27 protein-coding genes are annotated in these 19,254 nt (G+C 60.5%); all 27 read right to left on the reverse strand.

All coding sequences use genetic code 11. The features are described from left to right. Positions 1 to 1,584 (reverse strand): hypothetical protein, encoded by a 1,584-nt coding sequence (locus DL1_RS15140; RefSeq protein WP_051693597.1) that lies wholly within the window; start codon positions 1,582 to 1,584, stop codon positions 1 to 3. A gap of 14 nt (positions 1,585 to 1,598) precedes the next feature. Continuing rightward, a complete protein-coding gene (locus DL1_RS15145; protein ID WP_038067956.1) occupies positions 1,599 to 2,258 on the reverse strand; it encodes a hypothetical protein in 660 nt (219 codons plus the stop codon). A 3-nt stretch (positions 2,259 to 2,261) separates the two neighbouring features. After that, positions 2,262 to 2,978, reverse strand: a complete 717-nt coding sequence (locus tag DL1_RS20970; RefSeq protein ID WP_051693598.1) for a phage adaptor protein — start codon at positions 2,976 to 2,978, stop codon at positions 2,262 to 2,264. Positions 2,979 to 2,983: 5 nt separating this feature from the next. Then, the gene (locus DL1_RS15155) at positions 2,984 to 3,508 is read right to left on the reverse strand and encodes a hypothetical protein (protein ID WP_038067958.1); all 525 of its coding nucleotides are present in this window, start codon (positions 3,506 to 3,508) and stop codon (positions 2,984 to 2,986) included. Between the two features lie 64 nt (positions 3,509 to 3,572). After that, positions 3,573 to 4,013 carry a hypothetical protein gene (locus DL1_RS20975; protein ID WP_051693599.1) on the reverse strand — a complete coding sequence of 147 codons (441 nt, stop codon included), beginning with the start codon at positions 4,011 to 4,013 and terminating at the stop codon, positions 3,573 to 3,575. Positions 4,014 to 4,076: 63 nt separating this feature from the next. Beyond that, positions 4,077 to 5,177 (reverse strand): N4-gp56 family major capsid protein, encoded by a 1,101-nt coding sequence (locus tag DL1_RS15165; RefSeq protein WP_038067959.1) that lies wholly within the window; start codon positions 5,175 to 5,177, stop codon positions 4,077 to 4,079. A 116-nt stretch (positions 5,178 to 5,293) separates the two neighbouring features. After that, positions 5,294 to 5,533, reverse strand: coding sequence for a hypothetical protein (locus DL1_RS15170; protein ID WP_074854956.1), 240 nt, complete (start codon positions 5,531 to 5,533; stop codon positions 5,294 to 5,296). Further along, the gene (locus DL1_RS15175; RefSeq protein WP_038067962.1) at positions 5,533 to 6,477 is read right to left on the reverse strand and encodes a hypothetical protein; all 945 of its coding nucleotides are present in this window, start codon (positions 6,475 to 6,477) and stop codon (positions 5,533 to 5,535) included. Before DL1_RS15175 ends, DL1_RS15170 begins: the two co-directional genes overlap by 1 nt. Before the next feature lie 67 nt (positions 6,478 to 6,544). Next, complete coding sequence (locus DL1_RS15180) at positions 6,545 to 7,123, reverse strand: hypothetical protein (protein ID WP_038067964.1); 579 nt, start codon at positions 7,121 to 7,123, stop codon at positions 6,545 to 6,547. Positions 7,124 to 7,173: 50 nt separating this feature from the next. Next, complete coding sequence (locus DL1_RS15185; RefSeq protein WP_038067966.1) at positions 7,174 to 7,356, reverse strand: hypothetical protein; 183 nt, start codon at positions 7,354 to 7,356, stop codon at positions 7,174 to 7,176. Then, complete coding sequence (locus tag DL1_RS15190) at positions 7,353 to 7,787, reverse strand: hypothetical protein (RefSeq protein WP_038067968.1); 435 nt, start codon at positions 7,785 to 7,787, stop codon at positions 7,353 to 7,355. Before DL1_RS15190 ends, DL1_RS15185 begins: the two co-directional genes overlap by 4 nt. Position 7,788: 1 nt before the next feature. Further along, positions 7,789 to 8,343 (reverse strand): Gp49 family protein, encoded by a 555-nt coding sequence (locus DL1_RS21275; protein ID WP_074854955.1) that lies wholly within the window; start codon positions 8,341 to 8,343, stop codon positions 7,789 to 7,791. Positions 8,344 to 8,380: 37 nt separating this feature from the next. Further along, complete coding sequence (locus DL1_RS15200) at positions 8,381 to 10,705, reverse strand: portal protein (RefSeq protein WP_051693600.1); 2,325 nt, start codon at positions 10,703 to 10,705, stop codon at positions 8,381 to 8,383. After that, positions 10,692 to 11,135, reverse strand: a complete 444-nt coding sequence (locus tag DL1_RS15205; protein ID WP_051693601.1) for a hypothetical protein — start codon at positions 11,133 to 11,135, stop codon at positions 10,692 to 10,694. Before DL1_RS15205 ends, DL1_RS15200 begins: the two co-directional genes overlap by 14 nt. Positions 11,136 to 11,138: 3 nt before the next feature. Further along, on the reverse strand, positions 11,139 to 12,764 hold the full coding sequence (locus tag DL1_RS15210) for a terminase large subunit (RefSeq protein WP_051693602.1): 1,626 nt from the start codon (positions 12,762 to 12,764) through the stop codon (positions 11,139 to 11,141). Next, a complete protein-coding gene (locus DL1_RS15215) occupies positions 12,761 to 13,675 on the reverse strand; it encodes a terminase small subunit (RefSeq protein ID WP_081856361.1) in 915 nt (304 codons plus the stop codon). The genes DL1_RS15210 and DL1_RS15215 overlap by 4 nt, the downstream gene beginning before the upstream one ends. A 350-nt stretch (positions 13,676 to 14,025) precedes the next feature. Further along, on the reverse strand, positions 14,026 to 14,412 hold the full coding sequence (locus DL1_RS15220; protein ID WP_038067970.1) for a hypothetical protein: 387 nt from the start codon (positions 14,410 to 14,412) through the stop codon (positions 14,026 to 14,028). Positions 14,413 to 14,599: 187 nt separating this feature from the next. Next, positions 14,600 to 14,878, reverse strand: coding sequence for a hypothetical protein (locus DL1_RS15225; protein WP_038067972.1), 279 nt, complete (start codon positions 14,876 to 14,878; stop codon positions 14,600 to 14,602). After that, positions 14,871 to 15,419 carry a hypothetical protein gene (locus DL1_RS21670; RefSeq protein ID WP_143081714.1) on the reverse strand — a complete coding sequence of 183 codons (549 nt, stop codon included), beginning with the start codon at positions 15,417 to 15,419 and terminating at the stop codon, positions 14,871 to 14,873. The genes DL1_RS15225 and DL1_RS21670 overlap by 8 nt, the downstream gene beginning before the upstream one ends. Next, a complete protein-coding gene (locus DL1_RS15235) occupies positions 15,416 to 15,682 on the reverse strand; it encodes a DUF4031 domain-containing protein (RefSeq protein ID WP_038067975.1) in 267 nt (88 codons plus the stop codon). Before DL1_RS15235 ends, DL1_RS21670 begins: the two co-directional genes overlap by 4 nt. Further along, a complete protein-coding gene (locus DL1_RS15240) occupies positions 15,679 to 16,368 on the reverse strand; it encodes a hypothetical protein (protein ID WP_038067976.1) in 690 nt (229 codons plus the stop codon). The genes DL1_RS15235 and DL1_RS15240 overlap by 4 nt, the downstream gene beginning before the upstream one ends. Further along, positions 16,358 to 17,395, reverse strand: coding sequence for a hypothetical protein (locus DL1_RS20980; RefSeq protein WP_051693604.1), 1,038 nt, complete (start codon positions 17,393 to 17,395; stop codon positions 16,358 to 16,360). Before DL1_RS20980 ends, DL1_RS15240 begins: the two co-directional genes overlap by 11 nt. Further along, positions 17,392 to 17,583, reverse strand: coding sequence for a hypothetical protein (locus DL1_RS15250; protein ID WP_038067977.1), 192 nt, complete (start codon positions 17,581 to 17,583; stop codon positions 17,392 to 17,394). Before DL1_RS15250 ends, DL1_RS20980 begins: the two co-directional genes overlap by 4 nt. After that, a complete protein-coding gene (locus DL1_RS15255; protein WP_038067978.1) occupies positions 17,583 to 17,792 on the reverse strand; it encodes a hypothetical protein in 210 nt (69 codons plus the stop codon). Before DL1_RS15255 ends, DL1_RS15250 begins: the two co-directional genes overlap by 1 nt. After that, positions 17,789 to 18,100 (reverse strand): hypothetical protein, encoded by a 312-nt coding sequence (locus tag DL1_RS15260; protein ID WP_038067979.1) that lies wholly within the window; start codon positions 18,098 to 18,100, stop codon positions 17,789 to 17,791. Before DL1_RS15260 ends, DL1_RS15255 begins: the two co-directional genes overlap by 4 nt. Before the next feature lie 11 nt (positions 18,101 to 18,111). After that, the gene (locus DL1_RS15265) at positions 18,112 to 18,858 is read right to left on the reverse strand and encodes a hypothetical protein (protein WP_051693605.1); all 747 of its coding nucleotides are present in this window, start codon (positions 18,856 to 18,858) and stop codon (positions 18,112 to 18,114) included. Positions 18,859 to 18,944: 86 nt separating this feature from the next. Next, positions 18,945 to 19,166, reverse strand: coding sequence for a hypothetical protein (locus tag DL1_RS15270; RefSeq protein WP_038067980.1), 222 nt, complete (start codon positions 19,164 to 19,166; stop codon positions 18,945 to 18,947). Between the last annotated feature and the right edge of the window lie 88 nt (positions 19,167 to 19,254).

Raw genomic sequence — 19,254 nt, forward strand, 5'->3', positions numbered from 1 at the left:
TTAGCCCCCCATCAGCTCATTGAAGTCGCCGGCCATTTGGATCATCGAGACCGACATATTGGTTTCGATCTCGATCTCATAGTTCTGGCTGAGATTGTTAGGCAGCCGGGCTGCCTCATTCACAGCGCTGCCGATCGCGAATAATGCGCCGTCTGCATAGATGCGATAGGTCAGTTCAGGGGTTGTGCCGCCACCATCCGCATCGATCATGATCACACCAAAGCTGGTGATAGAAGGATAGTAGAGCTTGCCCGTGCGCCACACCTGAGTAAGGGGGGAGCCCGCATCCCATCGCTTCACCTGAGCGCCGGTATCATTGCCCGCGAGGTAGTGGACGTATCCGGTCGTCAGATCACGCCAGAAGCCCGCACAGGAAGCGTCTGCGGCTGCATAGAACGGACGGTCCCCGGTGATGTCGATGAAGCCGAGCGAGCGCTCACCGCCGACCGGTGCCGCCCACGAGAACATGTATCGGCCATTATAGTTCGTCGCGGTGATCGATGTGGGGTTCAGTTCGCGCCAATCGGAGATTGAGAAGATCTGTCGGCTGATCACCTGGGCGGAGCCATCGGGCCCGATCTGCACGAAACCTTCGATCGAGGGGAACACAGCCTGATAGCCGAGATCCACGATGCCGCGCTTCGATAGGCAGGGCAACTCGCTCTCAAGCTGGGTCTGGGTCATGTTCTCGGGATGTGTCCCTTGCATGATGTATGGCGTGCCGGTGGTCAGCACGATCAGGCTTGACCCAAGCGCTACGAGTCCGACGACATCATGGGAGACGAGAAGCCGGTACTTCTCGGGCCATGCGTGCGGGATATAGGGCTCGCAGAACAGCACCTGTTTGCCTGAGAACGCAGCCATCATGCCGTTCGGCATCGAGACAATACCCACCATGTCGGCAGGCGGCTGATCATAATCGACCGAATTTATCGGCTCCTGCATCGGATCGTTCGCCAGATCATGGACAAAGCTCACGCTGTTGATCGAGATCTCTTTGACGAAATAGAGCGTCGTTGCTCCGGCAAGGTCCGTTTGGCTGCGATATACTCGCATCTTAGAGACGTTTCGATCTGCCTGCGGCTGGGAGAACCCCGAGACTGTCACCACCGTGCCATCGCCGTAGTAGATCGGACGGCTGGCGGGCGATGGCGGGCTTTCTTCGCCAAAGCCGGTGACGAAGGTATAGACGTAGAGGATCGTCTCAGCTTCCGGGTCATCGCTTTGGAGCTCGCCGGTTGTTGCAATGCTGGGCGCGTCGGCGGGCGGGTTGAGCGCCAAATCGTAGCTGGTGCCGCCTTGAAAGAGCTTTGGGCTGCCGTCGCCAGTGATGTAGAGGCGATCCGCCGCAACCGGGCCCGGAACGGCATCGACCACATCCATCCACGAGAGCCATTGCCCGTTGAAGCGGTAGATCGTGCGCGCTTCGGCCCCGAGTGTCGCTACGTCTTCCGCGTCCTGCATGGGGTCGAGCGCACCACTCTCAAGGCGGGTGTTGCGCGCAACCGTGGCATAGCCGGAGGGCAGGAGGCGCGCATTCATGCGCGGGATCGCGCCTTTAAAGCCTGTGATCCGTTCGAGCATCGCTGCCTCCGCTCTTAGAAGCCGATATAGCGGGTGCGCGGGCGCGCCCGTTGCTGACCTCGGATATTCCCTGAAAAATTGGTGTCGCACGCCCGCTCGAATTTGCCCGCGTGGTAGCCTGCAAGCTTGAGTTGGGTGAACGGCTGGTTGGGCATTGAGAATAGGCGCTCCAGCGCGCCATGAGCGATAGCAGAGCCGTGCTTGATGAACAGGAAGTCGGGGACCACATCGCCCTTGTGCTCCGGCGTCATGCTGGCGATGCCAATCGACATGGTGTTGTCGTTGCGCGGCGTGAGGAACAGCGACAGATCGAGCTTGCACGGCTGGAACGGGATCACCGTGATCGTGTCTGGGCTCACCTGTGTGATGTAGCGCGGCGGGGAGTCCGTTTGCGCGAGATCCTTCGCGTCAAAGCTCGAATACTGGACCGGCACGAGATCGATCTCGCCGTTACAGGTCGCAACCTCAAACTGATAGATGGTCGCATATTCGGGGCATGCCACCTCGCCGCCCTGCTCTGTGAGGTCGACTTGGGTCACATAGCGCCAGCACCGGGTGCGCTCGCAGAAGTCGATGGCTGCGAGGCGCAGGCTCTGTAGAATGAGCGGGGTGGACGCCTGTGTGCATTGCGGCCGCACGAGGGGGATGAACTCAGCGAGGCTGATGGTCGGCATGGTTTACCCCTTCTGCGGCACGCCCGGCTGCATTTCCGTGGTGTTCGGGTTCTGGGTGTTGGTCAGGCCCGTCCGCACGCCCAAGGCGCCAAGGAACTTTTGATAGTGGGCGACGGCGCGCTGTGCGCTCCCGGCCATGTTCATGTCCTTCGAATAGGCGTAGTAGAGCACGCCATCGATCAGGACAGATTGATAGACGGTAGAGAGCGGGATTGTCGCATCGTAGGTCTCGATATCGAGCGCGTTCGAGCCAACGGGCAGCTTCTCGGGCTCTACCGCACCAAGCACTTCCATCTTGCCGGTGCCATCATTGCCCGGGAAGACATAGAAGCTGCGCGGGGCAAGCTCCTCGAAGACGATATGTGTCACCACCTGGTTGAACGGCACGGAGTTGGTGTCATGCCAATTGGCCATCTGGCTATCGAGGATTTCGCGCTCAATCGGGGTGACGATTGGGCCAGAGACACGCGGCTTGGCGTCAACGTCGCTGGTGATGTTGCGCACCGCGCGCAGGAGCAGCGAGAAATCCTCGGGGATCTCCTGATATGTGCCTTCGGCCAGCGGGATAACTCGGGTCTCCGCAAAGGCCGAAGGGCGATGCAGGGCGATCTCCTGCATCGTGTCATTCAGGCAGTCGTTGAGCTCCGTGACAGTCCACCGGACATTCCCGGCATCAGATAGGATCGCACGGGCGCGTTTGAGAATATCCTTGGACTGCATCTAGCTCACTCCTCGCTGGAGATACCGGCCTCGGTGAGGGCGGCTTGTTCGGCGCGGATCTTCTCGATCAGCGTGTCGCGCTTGGCGTTGTGGTGCGGTTTGCGGTCGAACACCTGCTCATATTTCGCAGCAAGATCATCGTCCGAGAGGGTTTCGAGATCATCAGCCGCATTCGTGGGCTTCTCGTCCTCGTCGTGGGACTCGTCCGTGGTCTCGTCGCTTCCTTCGCTGCCCGGCGCGGCGTTCAGCGCGGGCGAGATCTGCGCGGGATCGGGCTCTTGCTTCACGCTTTCCGGCTTCTGCGCCGGGGCGGCAGGCGCTTCGGGCTTCTGCGCGGGCGTTTGGTCTTCGGCCTCGTCGGGCATGTAGACCTCGTAGCCCTCGGTGATCGATAGCAGGCGCTTGATGTGCGAATTATTTTTCACATCAGCGACGTGATCGCCCTGATCGTTCGGCGTGAAGGCATAGTTGGCGCCCTCAAGCGTCACGAGAGAGCCACCTTTGCGTTCAATCTTGCAGCGGATTTCCATCTGTCAGTTCCTCATGCTTTGATGGAGAGAGGCCAGCCCCAAGCGGCTGGCCCCATAGGGTCGATCAGACGTAGCGGTAGCGAACCGCGACGGTGATCTTGTCGGTGCCAGCTGCGACATCGGCAGACAGCTTCACACCAATCGAACGGTGCTTGGTGTTGTCCTGACCGGCAGCCAGACAGGTGCTGAGCGGGATCCGGGTTTCCTTGTCGGCCACATCGATGGCCGCGCCGAACTCGGTGCCGACCGCGCGCACGCTTTCCTTGTCGCCAACCGCGCCGTCCATGACGCCGATAGCGGCAGTCGTGGTATCGAGGCCTGCGCCAATGACGATCATGTCGGTCAGCTGTGCGGTGGCCGGGATGACGCCGATTTCGAGCGTGTCGGTAGCGGCGGTGAAGGGTTTGGTGAACGTGTGCTCATAAAGCTCGAACACCTCTTCGCCAGCGCAGTCGGGGATCATCGCGACGGCTCCAGCGATAATGAACTTCGATTGCTTGATCATTTCGATTCCTCAGATGGGGGGGTGGATGAAGGGCCCGGGCGGTGCCGGGCCGATCACTTACCGTCAGTTTCGCGGCGGCTTCGCGTAGGTGTCGAGCGACATCACGCCGAAGTCGCGATTGTTGAACCGCGTCTTCTTGAGGCCCACGATGGTACCAGCGACAACAGTCGGCTCGTTCTCGTAGTCCTTCGTCTCTTCCTTCCACATGAAGCGGCCAGCCGAGCTCACGCCATAGGCGATCATACCGGCCTGACGCCCCATATAGAGGGCGCGCGCGGCGGGCAGATCAGCACCAGCGCCATAGTCGTCATAGCGAATGACGCTCTCGTGCGAGTGCAGGATCGTGTTGCCGATCATGCCCAGCCCGCCCTTGAAGATCTTGTTCTTCGATCCTTCGGCGGCGGCGGCAGCCTTCTGGATATCGAGCCATCCCTTGTCGCCGGTATCGGTGCGCAGGAAGTGCTCTTGGAACGGCGACATGACCGTGACATAGCGATCCTCGCCCTCGACGGAGCAGGGTACCATGTTCGCGGTGTCGGGATCGCGGGCGCGCATCATGCGGGCCGTGGTGTTGGCCGCTTCGATCAGCTCGCGCGTCATGCCGTCAGCAACCGTGATCGTCGCCTTCGAGGTCGCAGAGTTGGGATAGAGCAGGTGCTGCGCGTCGGGCTGCTGGAACGGGTTGCCAGCGTGGCCGGTATAGTCTTCATCCTCGGTATAGTCCTCGTTCACGCCGGGACCGCCCGAGAGATACATGAACATGAGCTCATCGAGGTATTTCGACCAGTAATCGCCCAAGCGATTCCGGGCGACGGCACGCATGTCGTGCGCAGTGCGCTTGCGGGTCATCCGACCACCAGCCGAAACGGCTTTCCGGGTCTGATCGATGATCACCTCGTCCGTGTAGAACTTGAGGTTCTCTTCCTTGCCCTCGACGCGGTTGTCGCCCTCAGTGGGCTTGCCGCGCAGCTGCACCGAGAGGTCGAACGAAATACGGTCGCCTTTGTCGGTTTCGAGCTCGGTCTTCTGTTCGATGATGTTGTTGTCGCCCTTGCCCACGAACTTCTTGGAGAAGTAGGACTTTTTGAGCTGATCAACTGCGAGATTGGCTGCCCATTTCTTCTGGGCCTTTACATCGCCAAAGGGGATGATCGTCTGGGACATGATGTTTCCTCGTGTGGATATTTTTCCATCACAAGCACATCATGCGCCTTGCATCGGCGCTTATAGCACGGATTGGGCGCGGGCAAAAGACTTTGTGTTTCGCCCGCGCTGAGCCTCTATGTGTTGAGGTCTGTGCGCTTGGTGTGGCGCACGGGTATTTGGCTCGGGGCATCGATCAGGAAGCGCATGTAGCCGTTGACGCGGTTCGCCTGAAACACGCTATCGCCCATGCGAAACCCCGCCTCCGGGGGCAGGCGGATGACGAGTTGATCACGCTCGACCGTGACGGTTGCGTCACCGATCTTCACCTCGTCTTCGATCTTTGCCTTGAGCACCAGCACTGTACGATTCTCCATCAGGTCTGCATCGAAGAAAAGCGGTCGCGTTCTTCGTCGGTCATCTTGGCCAGTTCAGCCTCGACGCGCTCGGGATCTTCCCCGCTATCGATCAGGCGCTGGAGCGCTGCGTACTCGCCCTCGCCAGCGCCTGTCATGTCCGATTGCGGCACACGCGAGAGGGTTTTCGGCGGTGTCGCCATATCCTTCTTGCGCTTCTTGTCTTCCGCAGTCTCGGGCTTTGGCCGTGGGGTTGGCTTCTTTCCACCGGCCTGCGCGGGCACCTTGATGCCCAACACATCAGATTGCGCATCAAGAAGCCGATGAGCCGCGGCTAACTGCTTCTCGAACGACAAGTTGGCATAGGTCGGCTGCGAGGTGACGAACCCGACCATGCGGTCATAGGCTTCGAGAACCTTCGCATCCTCTTTCAGGCCGGGGTTGGCTTCGAAATACCCCTGTACCGCGTTGCCCCACTGCTGATCGATCTGCGCGGCCCGATCCTTGGCAATTGCCATCTGGCCCGTCACATCATCGCGCTCGCCGTCGATTTCTTCGAGGCGCTGATCAAGCTCCTCGTCGGTCAAGTCGCCGTCACGATAGGCTTGCATTGCCTCGCCGCGCTTCGATTTGATCTCTTCCAGCTGCTGCTCCAGCGCGCGGGTATCGATTGCCTCTGGCGGGGGGGCGTCCTTGGTTGTGTCTGCGTCGGCTCCGTCATCAGCGGCGTTGTCATCGCCCTGCTGGCCATCCTCTTCGTTCGGGGCAGCATCGCCTGCGTCCGCATCCGGGTCATCATCGCCGGTATCAGCATCAGCATCCGCATCGGCCAGATCATCGGCGTCTTGTGCGACATTTTCGCTCTCAATGTCGCCTTGATCGCCATCAGATGCACCGGCGCCTTCGTCTTCTTCCAGTGCTGCGCGTTCCTCGTCGGTGAGGAGGTCGTCAAATTCATTTCCCATTGGGCTTACTCCTTGCTGGGTATGTCGGGTGAGCGATGCAGCCGCGCGGGCTGATCGCTGGCTGGGTTCAGGTCTGCGTCGTCATGATCAAAAGCGTTCCGTCTTGGAACACGCTGTTGGTCACTTCCTCATTCACTTCGAGGGAGATCTCTTGTCCGGGCGAGCATCGGCGCAGACGGATTTTCACGCCGGTGGTGTCGGTATCGTCGCCCGCATCATATTTGCGGTCGCTTTGGCCTTTGTCGGCTCCTACCGCACGGAAATCATTGAGACTGACTGATGCGATGTTCGTCTTGATGTCCGAGAATATGAAACCGGCATCTACTTGCATCTCGTCCTTCGACCATTGGTCGCTCGACACATGGCCAGCGCATTCGCTCTGACCGGTGTAAGCTGCGAGATCCTCGCGCGAGAGATGCGGGCTCTGCGGCTCGCCCTCGCGCTCGGGGAACAGGTCGTGCTTGCTCATACCGAAGCGCTGCATCAGCGCGTGGAACAGATCGACCGGATCGGAATAGGCTTGTTCGTCAACCGGCTCGCAGCGAATGTCTTGAATCCCGCCGACGATGAAACCGCCATTGGAGGTTTCGCGGATGGTGATCGGGTGCGGCAGGATCTTGTCGCGTTCTTCGGTTTGATTGGTCATCTGATTGGTCCCTCGATTTGGTGATTGTTCGCGCGGGTCAGGGTTTGACATCACGCGCGCCCCTTCTTCTTGAGCCGTTCCATCTGTCGACGGCGCTGGCGTGAGAGCGGCGGCTCGATATCCTTGGGCCGCTCATTGGTGATCCGGGTCTCGCTGGCGGTGGAGTGGCCAATGGAGCGCGCGCTGAGGGCTCGCGATGCCAAGGCCATCATCATCCCTATGCCGATCTTCATGAGCTGCCTCCGGTGATCGAGTGGTTGGGGGCAGGGCGGGCCCATTCCGGCAGCTTCACGGAGAAGCCGCCATCTTTCACCGCCCGGTTGATGATCTCTAGCGAGACGGCGGGGTGCTTCCCTTTTGCCGGTTTCCACGTTCCGACCCTGATGTTGACGCTGCCTTTGATCCCATCATTGATAGCGATCGCGCTCGGGTCATCTCTCTGCACCAGACGAATGCCCATCAGGTGCAGATGTTTGGGATCATCTGTGACGGTGAGGGCCAGTGCGTCCGTTTTGGGGTCGAGTTTGCGCCCGAAAAGTTCAGCCTGCGCGGCTTCGGTCAGGCCAATGCGGAAGAACGTCTTGTTGCGGGTTTCGCCTTGCGAGATCGAGACGCCGGAGCTCACCGGCCCGGCCTCGAATTCCGTGATCTTCAAGAGGGCCATGTCACACGCCCTCCTGCGAGAGCTCGTGCCGGATCAGCGCGGCGCACTCGTCGTTCTCGCCGATGGTAAAGCTGACTGCGGCCACCACGACTGCGAAGATGCCCATCTCGTTCGGATCTGCTGCCATCAGGTCGCCAGCGTTATCGAGAAGCGTCTCCACGCTGTCTACGATGTTCCCAGCCTCATGCTCTGGCAGATCGTGCCAGTGTGGCTTGATCGGCCAGCCCTTGGTTGCGCAAAGCACGCGATCAGCCTCATGCGCGATCTTCGAGATCAGGGTGCTTGTCAGAACGCTTGTGGGGCCATTCTCGAACCATTTCCGGCGATATCCTTCAAGCGCCCAGATCTTGCTGAAAGCATTATCCCGGGCGATCTTGTGACCGATCTCTTCGTTATAGTCCTCGGGGTTCAGGCAGGCGCTCTCACCGATCACGTTGAAGCCGTTGGCAAGCGTCAGGACGCAGATAGTCAGGGTCGAGCCAGGGTGATGCAGATAGTCCTCGTCTACGATCAGAGCCTCGATATCTTCCGGGGTGATCTTTTCAATAAGTCTCATAGGTCTTTCCTCGGTTGCAGCGGAAGTAAGAGGGCGCTTAGAGCGCGCCCTCGGGTGGCATGGATGGGTCAGCACCGGGCGGCGTGAGTTGCGGTTGGGGCTGCTGTTGCATCGGCGGCTGGGGCTGTGCAGCCGGATCGCCGGGCGGCATGGGAGCGGGTTGTGGCTGCGTCCCGCCCGGTTGGAATCCGGCCTCAGCCAGCACGGTATCGGCCACACCGGCAAGCTGGCGCCCGGTGAGGATCGCAGCGGCGGCTTCGAGCGCGCGCACCTGTGTATCCACATTCGCGCCAGCCGTTTTGGCGAGGATCTCGCTGACCTGTGCAGAGAGACGCTCGGTTTCGGCCTGTGCCTTGGCGGCGCGGGCCTTCTTCTCGGCGGCGTCGGCCTCTTTCCCGGCAATCTCGGCCTCTGCCGCGCGCTTCTGCATGGCGTTTTGCTCGGCCTGCGCCGCCTGCCGTTTCTGCTCCTGCGGGTCCGGGTTGTTCGGATCGGCATCTGGGTCAGACTGGCCCGAGATCTGCCGGATCCGCTTCACAAGCTCGTCGCGCTGCGGCACGTCCATGGTTTCCACCACAAGGTCGAGTGTCGCGAGCACGATCTGCGGGGAAGCCGCCGCGAGGTTTGACATCAGGGCAAGCAGTTCGCCCACCTGTGCCTGCTTGATCGTGCTGTTGAAGTCCTCTTCGCTGATGATGTAGTCGGCCTTGGTCCTCACCATGTCGTTCTCGGGGAGGCCGTCATTGATATCCACGAACTCTGGATTGCCGCGCATGTTGGTGATGCGGAACTGCTTGCGTGAGCTCATGAATTGCTCGATCAGCGAGAGCTTTTTGGAGCCGTGGAGCTGCTTGGCCAGCCGGTAGTTGTCGAAGATCGTCGCGGTTGCGAGCGATCCCTGATCCTGCCGGGCGACGATGGCCTTGCCGCTGGTCGCGTTGGTGGTGCGCCCCATGCTTTCGTCGGTGACGCCGCTGATCTGCTGGATCATCATGATCGAGCGCGACATGAAATCGAGGTGCGCCTGTTCCATGCCCCGATCTGCGTTCAGTTCGAGGTGCTTTCCCGGGTTCTTGACGATGATCGCATCCGGGCGGGCGACTTCTTCCTCAAAATCGTCCAGATCATCGACCGCGCCCTTGTCCATGATGACCTTGCTGCTGTTGAGGATGTGCAGGGCCTTGGACGCGCGCTTGTTGATGTCTGATTGGGGGTCGCGCATGCCGCGCACCACGCCATACGGCAGCCCGTTGCGGCCCCGGCGGTAGCACCAGATCGGCGTGAACGGGAAACCATTGTGGCGATATGGCGATTTGGCGAGATAGAGCATGCCATCTTCGCACATGATGGCGACGTGCATCCGCATCCGCACCTTGGACACGATAGACGAGTGGCCGTGCATCAGGTCGGACATGTGGCCGTCTGAGTTGGGATCAAAAACCTCGCCCGCGAATTGCCCGCCTGCGATGTATTTCTCTTCGGTCGGCACACGGAACCACACCTCAATCAGGCGGATCCGCTGCCGGTAGCTGCTCTCGATGTCAGCGGCGCCGAGCGCGGTATTGGCATATTCCTCCTCTGCGGTGTCCATGGCCGTATCGCCTGCGGAATCGAGCCCGGGAGACAGTTCCAGCGTGTTCGATGCGCCGCGCTCGATGACCGACTTGCGGTTCGGGAAGAGCGAGTGTGCGATATCGGTATCTGTCCAGCGCGTTCGGAAGATGTAGCGGCCATCGGACACATCGAGCTCGGTTGCGAGGCTGTCAGGGATCACATTGCGCCACGTCTCGTAGCGCTCATAGATCGGCTCGCCCTCGCTCTCGTCCTGCACCCCGCATTCCATCCAGCCGATGCCAACCTTTGCGCAATCACCGAACGCCCGGGACCATGAGAACGGCTCGTTGTTCACGTCGCTGAGGTACTTCATCAGCTGCGTTTTGCGCTCAGCGCTCTTGAGCCCGTCCTTGCGGCGCGGCAGCACCTTGTAATCGGTGCGCGAGCGCTTCTCGGTGCCAAGCAGCCAGTTGATCGTTGTGGCGATGACGTTGAAGGTCATGGCAGGCTGGTTGCGAGCGTGTAGAAGCGCCTTGTCATCCTCCGTCCACTGCTCGTTGTCGTAAAATTCCTCGTCGGTCTCCTGCTCGATGCGATTGTCCGACTGCCGGGCCAGCTCGCGCCGGTAGTGGCCCATGAGGTTGACGAACAATGAGCGGGCGCGCGGCCCGTCCAGTTGGGTCTCTACCGGCTTTCGCTGCACACGGGTGTCGATGGGCGTTGCGGCCCGGTCAAACGCATCTGTGCGCGTGACGCGGCCTGAAACGACCTGACCGGCATATGCCGGATCGTCGTCATTCTGAAACATCGGTGATCTCCTGCTCTTTGGTCTTGCCGGTGTCGAGATCGGTCACGATCACATCGGCAACGGTCTCTCGCGCCGCTACGAGAGAAAGGGGCGGCATTTGCAGCAGATCGGAAATGTGGTCGCGCACGGCGGCCGCGATGGCCATGACAGTGCGCGGGTCCAGAGTGTTGAAGCCGAGCGCATCGGCAAATTGCAGCGACATCTTGGCCGCTTCAGCGGGATCGCCAACTTCCTCGGTCCACTTCCACACGCTATCGAGCGGGACGATGCAGGGCGTGACATCCTCGTGGCTGGGTCTCATGCGCGTGGGCACCAGAACGAGGCATGGCCTGCCGGTGGTGAGGATCCACGTCAGGATGATTTCGAGCGAGCCACGGCGATACGCGGCATGGCGAAGATTGAGGTCTAGGATCGGTTCGATCAGGCTCATGGGTTACATGCCCCCCCTAGGGCGCTTTCGATTGCTTGGGCGTGATGGGAAGGTGTGGAGCTTGGGATCAAAGCCCTGTGCCCACTGACGCAGAGCGTCGGCAGCTTCGGAGTGGCCATCGAGCTTTTCCGGCTCGTGCGACCAACGGCCCAACCGGGCGTTCCATTTCTTGTGGTAGAGGGCGACGTGTCGTAGGCCTTCTTCGCAGCCATCTTCGTCAAACCATGCCTCGGGAAACTTCGCCCGGGTCATGTCGATGCCTTGCTGGAGCGTCTGAACGCGCGGAACGATGGTAAAATTCCAATCCGGCGCGAGCTCTTGCAGGATCTCCATGGGAGAGGCTACACGGTTCTCCATCTGCCGCTGGTGCATCGCGTCGTGGGGCAGGTAATGGACGCCGAACAGCCAGCCGGTCGCGCGGAGCTCGTTCACATAATGCTCGTAGCCTTGCGCCCAATCCTCGAAGTAGCGGATGAAGCGGTGACGCACGCCGACATGCTGCATTGCCCAGATGCCGGTGCCGTCGCCCGCGCCGATGTCCCAGAACGTGTGGACATGGACGTGTTTGACATGGGGGATGATGGTGATCCGCCCCTCAGCCCGCGCGTTGGCCAGCTGCGGCGCGTAGAAGGTGCCCTCGGTCGATCTCTTCCAGCATTCCTCGGGTGTCGAGGGATACTCCTGCCACATCTTCTGAGCGTCACCGCTCATTTCTGAGTTGAGCTTGGATACCCACCATGCGCGCTGTGGCAGGGAGAGCGTCACGCCCATCTCCACCTCGACGCCATCGAAGTATTCGTGCTGCTCGGGCGAGATCTTCACGCTTGCCGGGTCAGCGACATATCCCGGCTCGATGTACCAAGGATAGAAGTGGAACCTCCACTCCATCAGCGTGAGTGGTGTCAGCTGGTCCTTGCCGCGCTCTTCGGCCTTGGTGGCGATGTCGTAGAACTCGCCTTCTTCGCCCTCTGCGGTGCTTTCGATCACGGCGATGCCGGTCTTTGGCACGGCGGGCAGGGAGCCTGTGACGATCTCGCGCGCCTTCTCCGGGTGCTTGGCCGCGATCTTGCCCATCTCGGAGATGTGCAGCCGGTGAATCGTACCGGATCGCATCGACACGGCCACACGCACGCTACTGTTGTTGTGTGCGAACAAAAGCTCTGACGCGCTGTCGCGCTTGAGCGGGAAGAGCCGTTTCAGTTCCGGTGGCAGGTTGTTGTAGGCGAATTTCACCTTGTCGCGGAAGATCACCTCTGCGTCTTCGCGCGAGTGGGCGATGATGCCGCAGCGCTGGTCGGCGCAGAACATGGCGTGATCAAGCCAAAGTATCGCGGCCAGTGTCGTCATCCCCAGCTGGCGGGCTTTGAGGATGATTGAGCGGTAGTGCAGATCAAGCATCTGCCTGCGTTGGGCGGCGTTTGGCTTGAACGGGACAACGGAACCTTCTTGGTTCTCGTCGTCTTTGGTCATGATCTTGTAGAGGAACCCGGAGAATAGGCGCCAGCGCATATCCTTGCAGGCGTCCAGTAGCTCGCGCGGCGTCTCAGGCTTGAAGCTGAGAGGCACGCGCGCTGGGACAATGCGCCCTCCGTCCTCGTGGACGGCATATGTCGGCGCAATCGCGTTCACTCGTCGTCATCCAGCGAGAGAGCGCCGGGCGCGATGGTGGTGGTCGCGAGGTTCAGCGCCCGGGCAGCCTCAAGCAGCTCTGCACTCGCGTCGAGCTCCACCTTGCCGTTGAGCATGCCGAGATGACGCGCGACCATTTCGAGCGCCTTGCCGCGATCAGAGATCTTTACCTCGATCCCCTGCTTGGTCTCCTTCATCCCCTCATAGACCATGCGCGCCTCGGGCGAGATGGTTCGGGTGTCGACCACATGGACATAGGAGATCCCGTCACCGCCACATTCCGGGCAGTCTGGGTTCGGCGCCACCTTGAGCCGGTAGCCATAGCCCCCTAAGTCGTTCGGCAGCTTGGGGTGGATATACTCGCGGCTCTGGATCAGCGCGTGTTCCGGCTGATCGGGCGTCATTCCCTTGAGGAACGGCAGAGCGGCCTTGTCATAGGCTTCGTTGAACTCGCGGCGCGTCTTCCACTGATAATCGTGGTCTGCCCCGTGACAGTAGCGGCAGGCTCCGTGGCGGTTCTGAACCAGTTCGTTGACATCGAGCGTGGCCTGCGTCCACCAGCGGCGCAGCACATCATCCTGCTCGATCTCCAGCCGTGCAGCACGTTCGGCCATCAGGCGGGCGATTTCTTCCTGCACGTCAGCATAAGTCAGCAGGCGCGCGCCGGTTTGCCTTGCACCCTTTTCCGAATACCCGGCGCGGATGGCTGCTTGGGCGGCGTTGAGGTCGATGACGTATTGAGCGGCAAAGGCCATACGACGCTTGTGCGCATCCGCATCGAGCTTCTTGCGCGTCGTTTTCGCCCGGGCAGGCGTGGTCTTTTTTTTCTTTTGGGGAGCCATGGCTACATCCTGCGTCCACTCGTGGCGGATATTGTGCAGCAGAATAGCCAATTCCGCAACATGATGCATTGCGGGTCAGGGATGGTGTGTTAGGATGCAGTCACCGGCAGGGGTCATGCCCTACCTGTTGCTACTGTCACAAACTAAAGGGGCCGAGAAATCGGCCCCCTTTTTTATGTTCTATTGGTAACGCCAGAGGACCACCCGAACCGAACATCGGGCCTCCCCGTGGCTCCGCACATCTGGCAGCGCATGAGCGCGAGAATATCGGGCCTGATCGTCCACCCGGGATACTCAAGCCATTCGGGCGGAAGATCTGCGAGCATGACCAGTCGCTCGTGGCCGCAGCGCGTGCATTTAAGACTGGAATAGTGGCCGCGCTTCATTCTGCCTGCCTGCGTGCGAAGGTGTGTGGGCTGCTACCCCATCGCATAGGCGCGGGCGGTGAACCATATGGGCCAATCTATCGCGTTTTGACCGCGACTGAACAGGTTGCGGCCTCGGTTCGGGTTGATCCCGATTTTGCGCCATGCTTCTCCGCGCGAGGTCAGGCCATAACGCATAGCGATCGTGTCGATCAGGAGGGATAGATCATCAGGATCTGCGGGCATGTCGCTCGGGCGGCTGCTCATGATCTTCCGGGCCCGGCTCTTGGCATCGGCCATATCGTTCGGCTCGACCGGGCTGATGATGACCTGATTGCGCAGTTCGATCATATGCTTGCCGGGGGCGTGGTCAGCCATCGAACGGCGGAAGATCATCGCGCGGGCCAGATGCGGGATGGCGTCTTCGTTCAGCTGGTGCATGTTAGCTGTCGCTCCTAGTCTGACTGAGCGTCACGCCATAGATTGCGCAACTGACCCTGTGATTTCTTTATCAGCGCCTCAACGCCATCGACCAGAGCGCCGCGCCATCTGAGGCGTCCGATTATCCGCTGTGCCGCCCGAAGGTGGTGCAATAGCGTTTCCAAATCCTCTTCGCGCTCACGGTCAATCATGACATGCTCCGATCTGGCACAATTTCGCTAAGGCCCGCATCGACCTGATCTTGCCAAGTATCTCTCTCGATACCATCAGCCCCAAGTTGGTGGCGCGGGATACCAGTGACGCGATGAACCTCTCGCAGGGCACCGCGCTGGATGGCAAGAAATCGTATAACCGTTTGGTCCGGGCCGGAGGCGAAGTCGATGCCGATGGTCATCTCAGATTTACCGGGCAGGACAGGAGCCAGAACTGCCGCGCTGGCTGTCGCCAGAAAGGTCCGCCTATCCATCACGACCCTCCTTGATTGCGGAGAGGGCGGCGCGGGCGAGCAGCACAGTCATTGTCAGGCGTGACCATTGAGGGCCTGTCACAGCGCCAAGATTGCCGACCGTTGTAGCTTGCTTCTCAAGGTCGCGCAGCGAGCCCACCAGCGCCTGCACGCGCGGGTCGGACATGATGTCGTAGGTGCGGGTGTCCCATGCATCCACAGCCTCTTCCATGGTAGTCTTAAACGGCCCCAAAGCCCCGCAGTCGCACTCCACCGCGAACGAGTTCTTACCGCGACAGAATGCAAGTTCAGTCATCCCGGCGAAGGATGACATACGCGATCCGCAGAAAGGGCAATGCCTGAGATTTGGCGCTTCCATCATTTCGTCCGGTTGAACCTTGCCGCTGCCGCGCGGCTCGTGAGTCCATCCGTATTTCTGATACACATGACGGCAGTCGTCACACAGGGGAGATCCGCACAAAGATATGCCACAATCCATCACGCATGTGCCAGTGGTCAGCTTTCCACACCCTGCGCAATGCTTGAGATCTGGCGTGCTCATGCGTCACCCCCTTCGCGGCGCGCTCGCAAGATGCGACCGAGATCCATCATCGAGACTTCGACGGCTCCCGCTTCAACCGCGAGTGTCCGCTTGGAAAGCGCGATGTCGAAGTGCTCATGTCTTGTTCCGGGTTTTTGCAGCCACTTCCGCGCAACTCCGATGCGGTCGGCCATTTCCAAAAGCTCCTCCGTGGTGTCCGCGATCATGTGGCACATCTTCATCCGGCCATAGCTGGCGCGCATGTTGTCAACGTAGACGGTCATGCATCACCCCCGATATGAAGTGCCGAAAGGATGGTCTTCTCGTAATCGGCTTGCGCGGCGGCTTTGGCGGATTCGAGTGATGGATGCTTGCTCCTGCCGTCGAACCAGAAGGTGTTATCGTCCTCGATGACGCTGTTCTCGGCCAGCGCGTCGTCAAAGATCACATATTCCTCGAAATCGCCGGGAAAAACACAGGGCGCGCGAGCAACGATCCCGAACAGACTGTCAGGATCTTCGACATCAGTCCATTCGAGAGGCTTCACCTTCACGATCGGCTCTGGCGGGCGGTAATACATTAGGCTCTCGTAGTGCTTTGCCCCGGCCTCGGTGACGCCGTATCCGCTTCCCGCCACAATCCCTTCTTCATCGAACAGGCCGGAGCGGAAGTCGCAGAGCTTTCGATTGGTCATGTCGCGCAGGATCGCGCGGGCGATGTCGTAGGTGATTTCGTCGGAGACGAATGCCTTGATGTTCCAGTAGGTGTCGAAGCGCCCGAAGTCGGCTGGATCGGTCATCATCTTGCCCAGGAGCTTGAGCTCAAGCTGGTCTCTCCACGGCAAGGCGCGATCAGCCGGCACATAGGGAACGGCTTCATCTGGGTATCGGGTCGTCGCCCAAGTTCCGATGTGGTCCAGTTTCGGATAGCCGCGCCAGACCAAGATGCGGGAGGGTAGATCATTCGCCATGGGTGGCTCCTTTCTTGCTGGCGCGGATCTCTTCCGCAAGCTCTTCCCACTCTTCCATCCACTCGTCGCCATTGCCGGGGTATTCCGTCACTCCAGTTGTGGGATCGCAAGAGCCATGTTCGCGGTGATAGTCATCCGCTCGCTTGTCGATGATCTTGGCGCACCGCTCGATCACCTCGTCGTCATGCTTGGCCAGCCACGCGGCATCGTCGGCGGTGGTGAGGACTTCAATCGCTGGGTTAATGTGTTCCGCAAAAGTACGCTCCATGGCCTGCTCCCATCCAAAGCGCATTGCCTCGTATCTATCGGTTATGTCCCTGTCCTCTAGACCGCACCCCATTCCCATTTCATGGTATTCTGGCTCTCCATCCAACATGGCAATGGTATCTACTCGCTGCGCCTCCGCCGCCCCGAGAGCCGCAGCGCGCACGGCGGAGGCGGGCTGGAAGTCGATGGTGTGGAGGATGCGGGGCTCTACATCTTCTTGCACAAACGACTGCGCTTTCCCCAAGTTCGGCCACGGATCTCCAAGGCAAACTGCGCCACGGTAAACTTGGTAGCCGTGCCAATCGTGCATGATCGTATAGTCAAAGGCTGTAAGCGTATCAGGGTCTCCATCTACGGGTGCCCACTCCAGCGGCTTCACCACGGCCACCTGCTCGTCGGTCGCGGCCTTCTCCATCTGGGCTTCGCGTAGCGGGAAACGGCGTTTCGTCTCGCGTTCCGCCGTGTTGGTTGCTTGCTCAATCGAGTGACCGGCGCCGATCTCGGTTGCAAAAGTCATCCGTGCGAAAGTTTCCGGGTCCACCTTCGAGGTAGCTACATAGAAGGCTTCCGGCGTAGCGATGCGCTCAATTGCCCGCTCAAGACGGGAGTTCTTTGCCTCGATGGCTTCGACAGCTGCGAGAACATGCTCGGCGTCATCGTGGGTCATGGTGTAGAGGCTCGGAAAGGTGGTGCGTGGGTTGTGGCGCGTCAGGATCGCTTTGATCTGGGCGACGAGCTCATACTTCTTCTGGCGCTTCATGATTTCTTCCCCTTCGGAAGCCGGTCATTGATTTCTTGATCAGTGAGGTCATCAAGGGCCACGAGCGTTGTGCCGTTGCGATAGACCATGATTGTGCGAACGCCGTTGATCTCGCCTTTGTAATCCGAGTGGGTATGGCGATAGACAGCATCAAGTTTGCGCTGGCGCGCGAGGTCTGAGGCCTCCATCAGATCATCTCCTTCTCGAACAGAACTGTCTCGGGGGCGATGATCATGGCGAGGCAGCCGCGGGAAAGCTCGTCGCCTTCGACCGGCTCGATTTCGCACTGGCTCTTGGGGATCCAGATATCGCGACCGTCTTCCTCGGTGCGGACACAGACCGCGCGCTCGGTCTGGGTCTGGAAGATCACGTTGAGGTCTAGAAGATTGGATTTCATGCGTCTTGCTCCTTGTGCGGGTGGTCGGGCCAGCGTGCCCATGCGAGCGGCGGGTGATCCTTGGAAAATCGGTTCCAGCGGGCCTCTTTCGGAAGCCAGTTGGAGAGGGTCACGATCCCCTTGGAAGCGGCTGCAATGATCTGGCCGTGCGGGGCGGCGTTGATCTCGAAATTCCAAACGGATTCGGCGGGCTCGGGCGGCGCGCTGGTGATCCCGGCTGCGTCGATGGCTTCGGCTAGATCCGTGATCGGGATGGTGTGGCCCAGCGCGCGCAAGGCGCGGGCAAGGGCGATGGCGGGGTTGTTCATGGTGCGTCCTTTCAGGCTGCGAGTTGGGATTGATCGAGGGCGTATCCGCCCCACTGTGCGGCCATGGCTGCGGCCATTCCGGGGAAGAAGCGCGAACGCTCGGTGGCGCGGTTCTCGCCGGGCGATGCGTGATGCACGCTGGAGCGCGCCGTGGTGCCATCGAGCGTGCCGGTGCGCTGGAGCTGCGGCAGCCCCTTGAGCCAGAGGCATGTGCGCTTGCGCTCGTTGTCGGGGCCGTCCTCGTCGGTGCCGAAGTGCCATGGCTGTACGCTCTGCGCCTGCGGCTCGAAATTGCGGATCAGCGCCTTCGCATGCCGGTGCATCACGGGGTTCTCGACGGCGATGCGCTCAATGGGGGCGTTCCAGCAATCCGAAAACAGATCGGCCCCGGCGCGCAGGTGCTGCCAGATCATTTCAAGCTGCTCTTTCTCGGACAGGTGTGGCCAGATTGCGGCCTCTTCGTCGGTGCAGTCGGCGGGTGGGTTCTTCGGGGGCCTGTCGAGCCAGCGCACGCCGCTGTTGCACAGGCGGGTGCAGGGCGGATGCATCACCGCCATCAGATCCCAGCCGTCATTGAGGTAATCGCGCACGTCGCCCGTGATGTGTCGGTTGCTGCGGTCCTCGGCGGGCTTCTTGTCCACGGACCAAACGTCATGCCCGAGAGCGTCGAAGGCGCGGCGCACGACGCCAGAGCATTCGCAGGCGATCAGGACGCGCAGCGGGCGCTCGGCGGTGAAACTGAATGCCAGTTGGTTCATCGCTCAGATCCCCAGACCGCAAGCAATGAAGCTGCCAGCAATGATGATGATGGCGATCATGAGACCGCCGATGATGTCCTCGAAGGTCACTGCGCGCCCTCCACTTGATCGCTTTCGATGCGCTCCCAGCGGGCGCAGAAGGCGCGGAGCCAGTCGGCGCGCTCATGGTTCCGGGCCTCGATCTGCCGAAGAAGCTGCTCGTCGGCGCTGATCAGTTCGAGGCCATAGGCGGCGCAGTACGCCTCATAGATCTCCGTCAAGCCGTTGAGATCGGTCGCGCCGTCTATGCTGTGTTTGTTGGTCTGCATTTCTGTCTCCTGTGACTGTCGGCCTGCGCTGAGCGCCGCCTCATGTCACTTTTCTAGTGCGAGAAAATCGCACCGTAAACAGAAAAGT

Origin of the sequence: Thioclava dalianensis (assembly GCF_000715505.1) — a bacterium.
GTDB classification, from domain to species: Bacteria; Pseudomonadota; Alphaproteobacteria; order Rhodobacterales; family Rhodobacteraceae; genus Thioclava; species Thioclava dalianensis.

Bases quoted from the DNA above. Each gene is read 5' to 3' on its own strand.
- DL1_RS15140 (WP_051693597.1), bottom strand. From the start codon at position 1,584: ATGCTCGAACGGATCACAGGCTTTAAAGGCGCGATCCCGCGCATGAAT.
- DL1_RS15145 (WP_038067956.1), bottom strand. From the start codon at position 2,258: ATGCCGACCATCAGCCTCGCTGAGTTCATCCCCCTCGTGCGGCCGCAA.
- DL1_RS20970 (WP_051693598.1), bottom strand. From the start codon at position 2,978: ATGCAGTCCAAGGATATTCTCAAACGCGCCCGTGCGATCCTATCTGAT.
- DL1_RS15155 (WP_038067958.1), bottom strand. From the start codon at position 3,508: ATGGAAATCCGCTGCAAGATTGAACGCAAAGGTGGCTCTCTCGTGACG.
- DL1_RS20975 (WP_051693599.1), bottom strand. From the start codon at position 4,013: ATGATCAAGCAATCGAAGTTCATTATCGCTGGAGCCGTCGCGATGATC.
- DL1_RS15165 (WP_038067959.1), bottom strand. From the start codon at position 5,177: ATGTCCCAGACGATCATCCCCTTTGGCGATGTAAAGGCCCAGAAGAAA.
- DL1_RS15170 (WP_074854956.1), bottom strand. From the start codon at position 5,533: ATGGAGAATCGTACAGTGCTGGTGCTCAAGGCAAAGATCGAAGACGAG.
- DL1_RS15175 (WP_038067962.1), bottom strand. From the start codon at position 6,477: ATGGGAAATGAATTTGACGACCTCCTCACCGACGAGGAACGCGCAGCA.
- DL1_RS15180 (WP_038067964.1), bottom strand. From the start codon at position 7,123: ATGACCAATCAAACCGAAGAACGCGACAAGATCCTGCCGCACCCGATC.
- DL1_RS15185 (WP_038067966.1), bottom strand. From the start codon at position 7,356: ATGAAGATCGGCATAGGGATGATGATGGCCTTGGCATCGCGAGCCCTC.
- DL1_RS15190 (WP_038067968.1), bottom strand. From the start codon at position 7,787: ATGGCCCTCTTGAAGATCACGGAATTCGAGGCCGGGCCGGTGAGCTCC.
- DL1_RS21275 (WP_074854955.1), bottom strand. From the start codon at position 8,343: ATGAGACTTATTGAAAAGATCACCCCGGAAGATATCGAGGCTCTGATC.
- DL1_RS15200 (WP_051693600.1), bottom strand. From the start codon at position 10,705: ATGTTTCAGAATGACGACGATCCGGCATATGCCGGTCAGGTCGTTTCA.
- DL1_RS15205 (WP_051693601.1), bottom strand. From the start codon at position 11,135: ATGAGCCTGATCGAACCGATCCTAGACCTCAATCTTCGCCATGCCGCG.
- DL1_RS15215 (WP_081856361.1), bottom strand. From the start codon at position 13,675: ATGCATCATGTTGCGGAATTGGCTATTCTGCTGCACAATATCCGCCAC.
- DL1_RS15220 (WP_038067970.1), bottom strand. From the start codon at position 14,412: ATGCACCAGCTGAACGAAGACGCCATCCCGCATCTGGCCCGCGCGATG.
- DL1_RS15225 (WP_038067972.1), bottom strand. From the start codon at position 14,878: ATGGATAGGCGGACCTTTCTGGCGACAGCCAGCGCGGCAGTTCTGGCT.
- DL1_RS21670 (WP_143081714.1), bottom strand. From the start codon at position 15,419: ATGAGCACGCCAGATCTCAAGCATTGCGCAGGGTGTGGAAAGCTGACC.
- DL1_RS15235 (WP_038067975.1), bottom strand. From the start codon at position 15,682: ATGACCGTCTACGTTGACAACATGCGCGCCAGCTATGGCCGGATGAAG.
- DL1_RS15240 (WP_038067976.1), bottom strand. From the start codon at position 16,368: ATGGCGAATGATCTACCCTCCCGCATCTTGGTCTGGCGCGGCTATCCG.
- DL1_RS20980 (WP_051693604.1), bottom strand. From the start codon at position 17,395: ATGAAGCGCCAGAAGAAGTATGAGCTCGTCGCCCAGATCAAAGCGATC.
- DL1_RS15250 (WP_038067977.1), bottom strand. From the start codon at position 17,583: ATGGAGGCCTCAGACCTCGCGCGCCAGCGCAAACTTGATGCTGTCTAT.
- DL1_RS15255 (WP_038067978.1), bottom strand. From the start codon at position 17,792: ATGAAATCCAATCTTCTAGACCTCAACGTGATCTTCCAGACCCAGACC.
- DL1_RS15260 (WP_038067979.1), bottom strand. From the start codon at position 18,100: ATGAACAACCCCGCCATCGCCCTTGCCCGCGCCTTGCGCGCGCTGGGC.
- DL1_RS15265 (WP_051693605.1), bottom strand. From the start codon at position 18,858: ATGAACCAACTGGCATTCAGTTTCACCGCCGAGCGCCCGCTGCGCGTC.
- DL1_RS15270 (WP_038067980.1), bottom strand. From the start codon at position 19,166: ATGCAGACCAACAAACACAGCATAGACGGCGCGACCGATCTCAACGGC.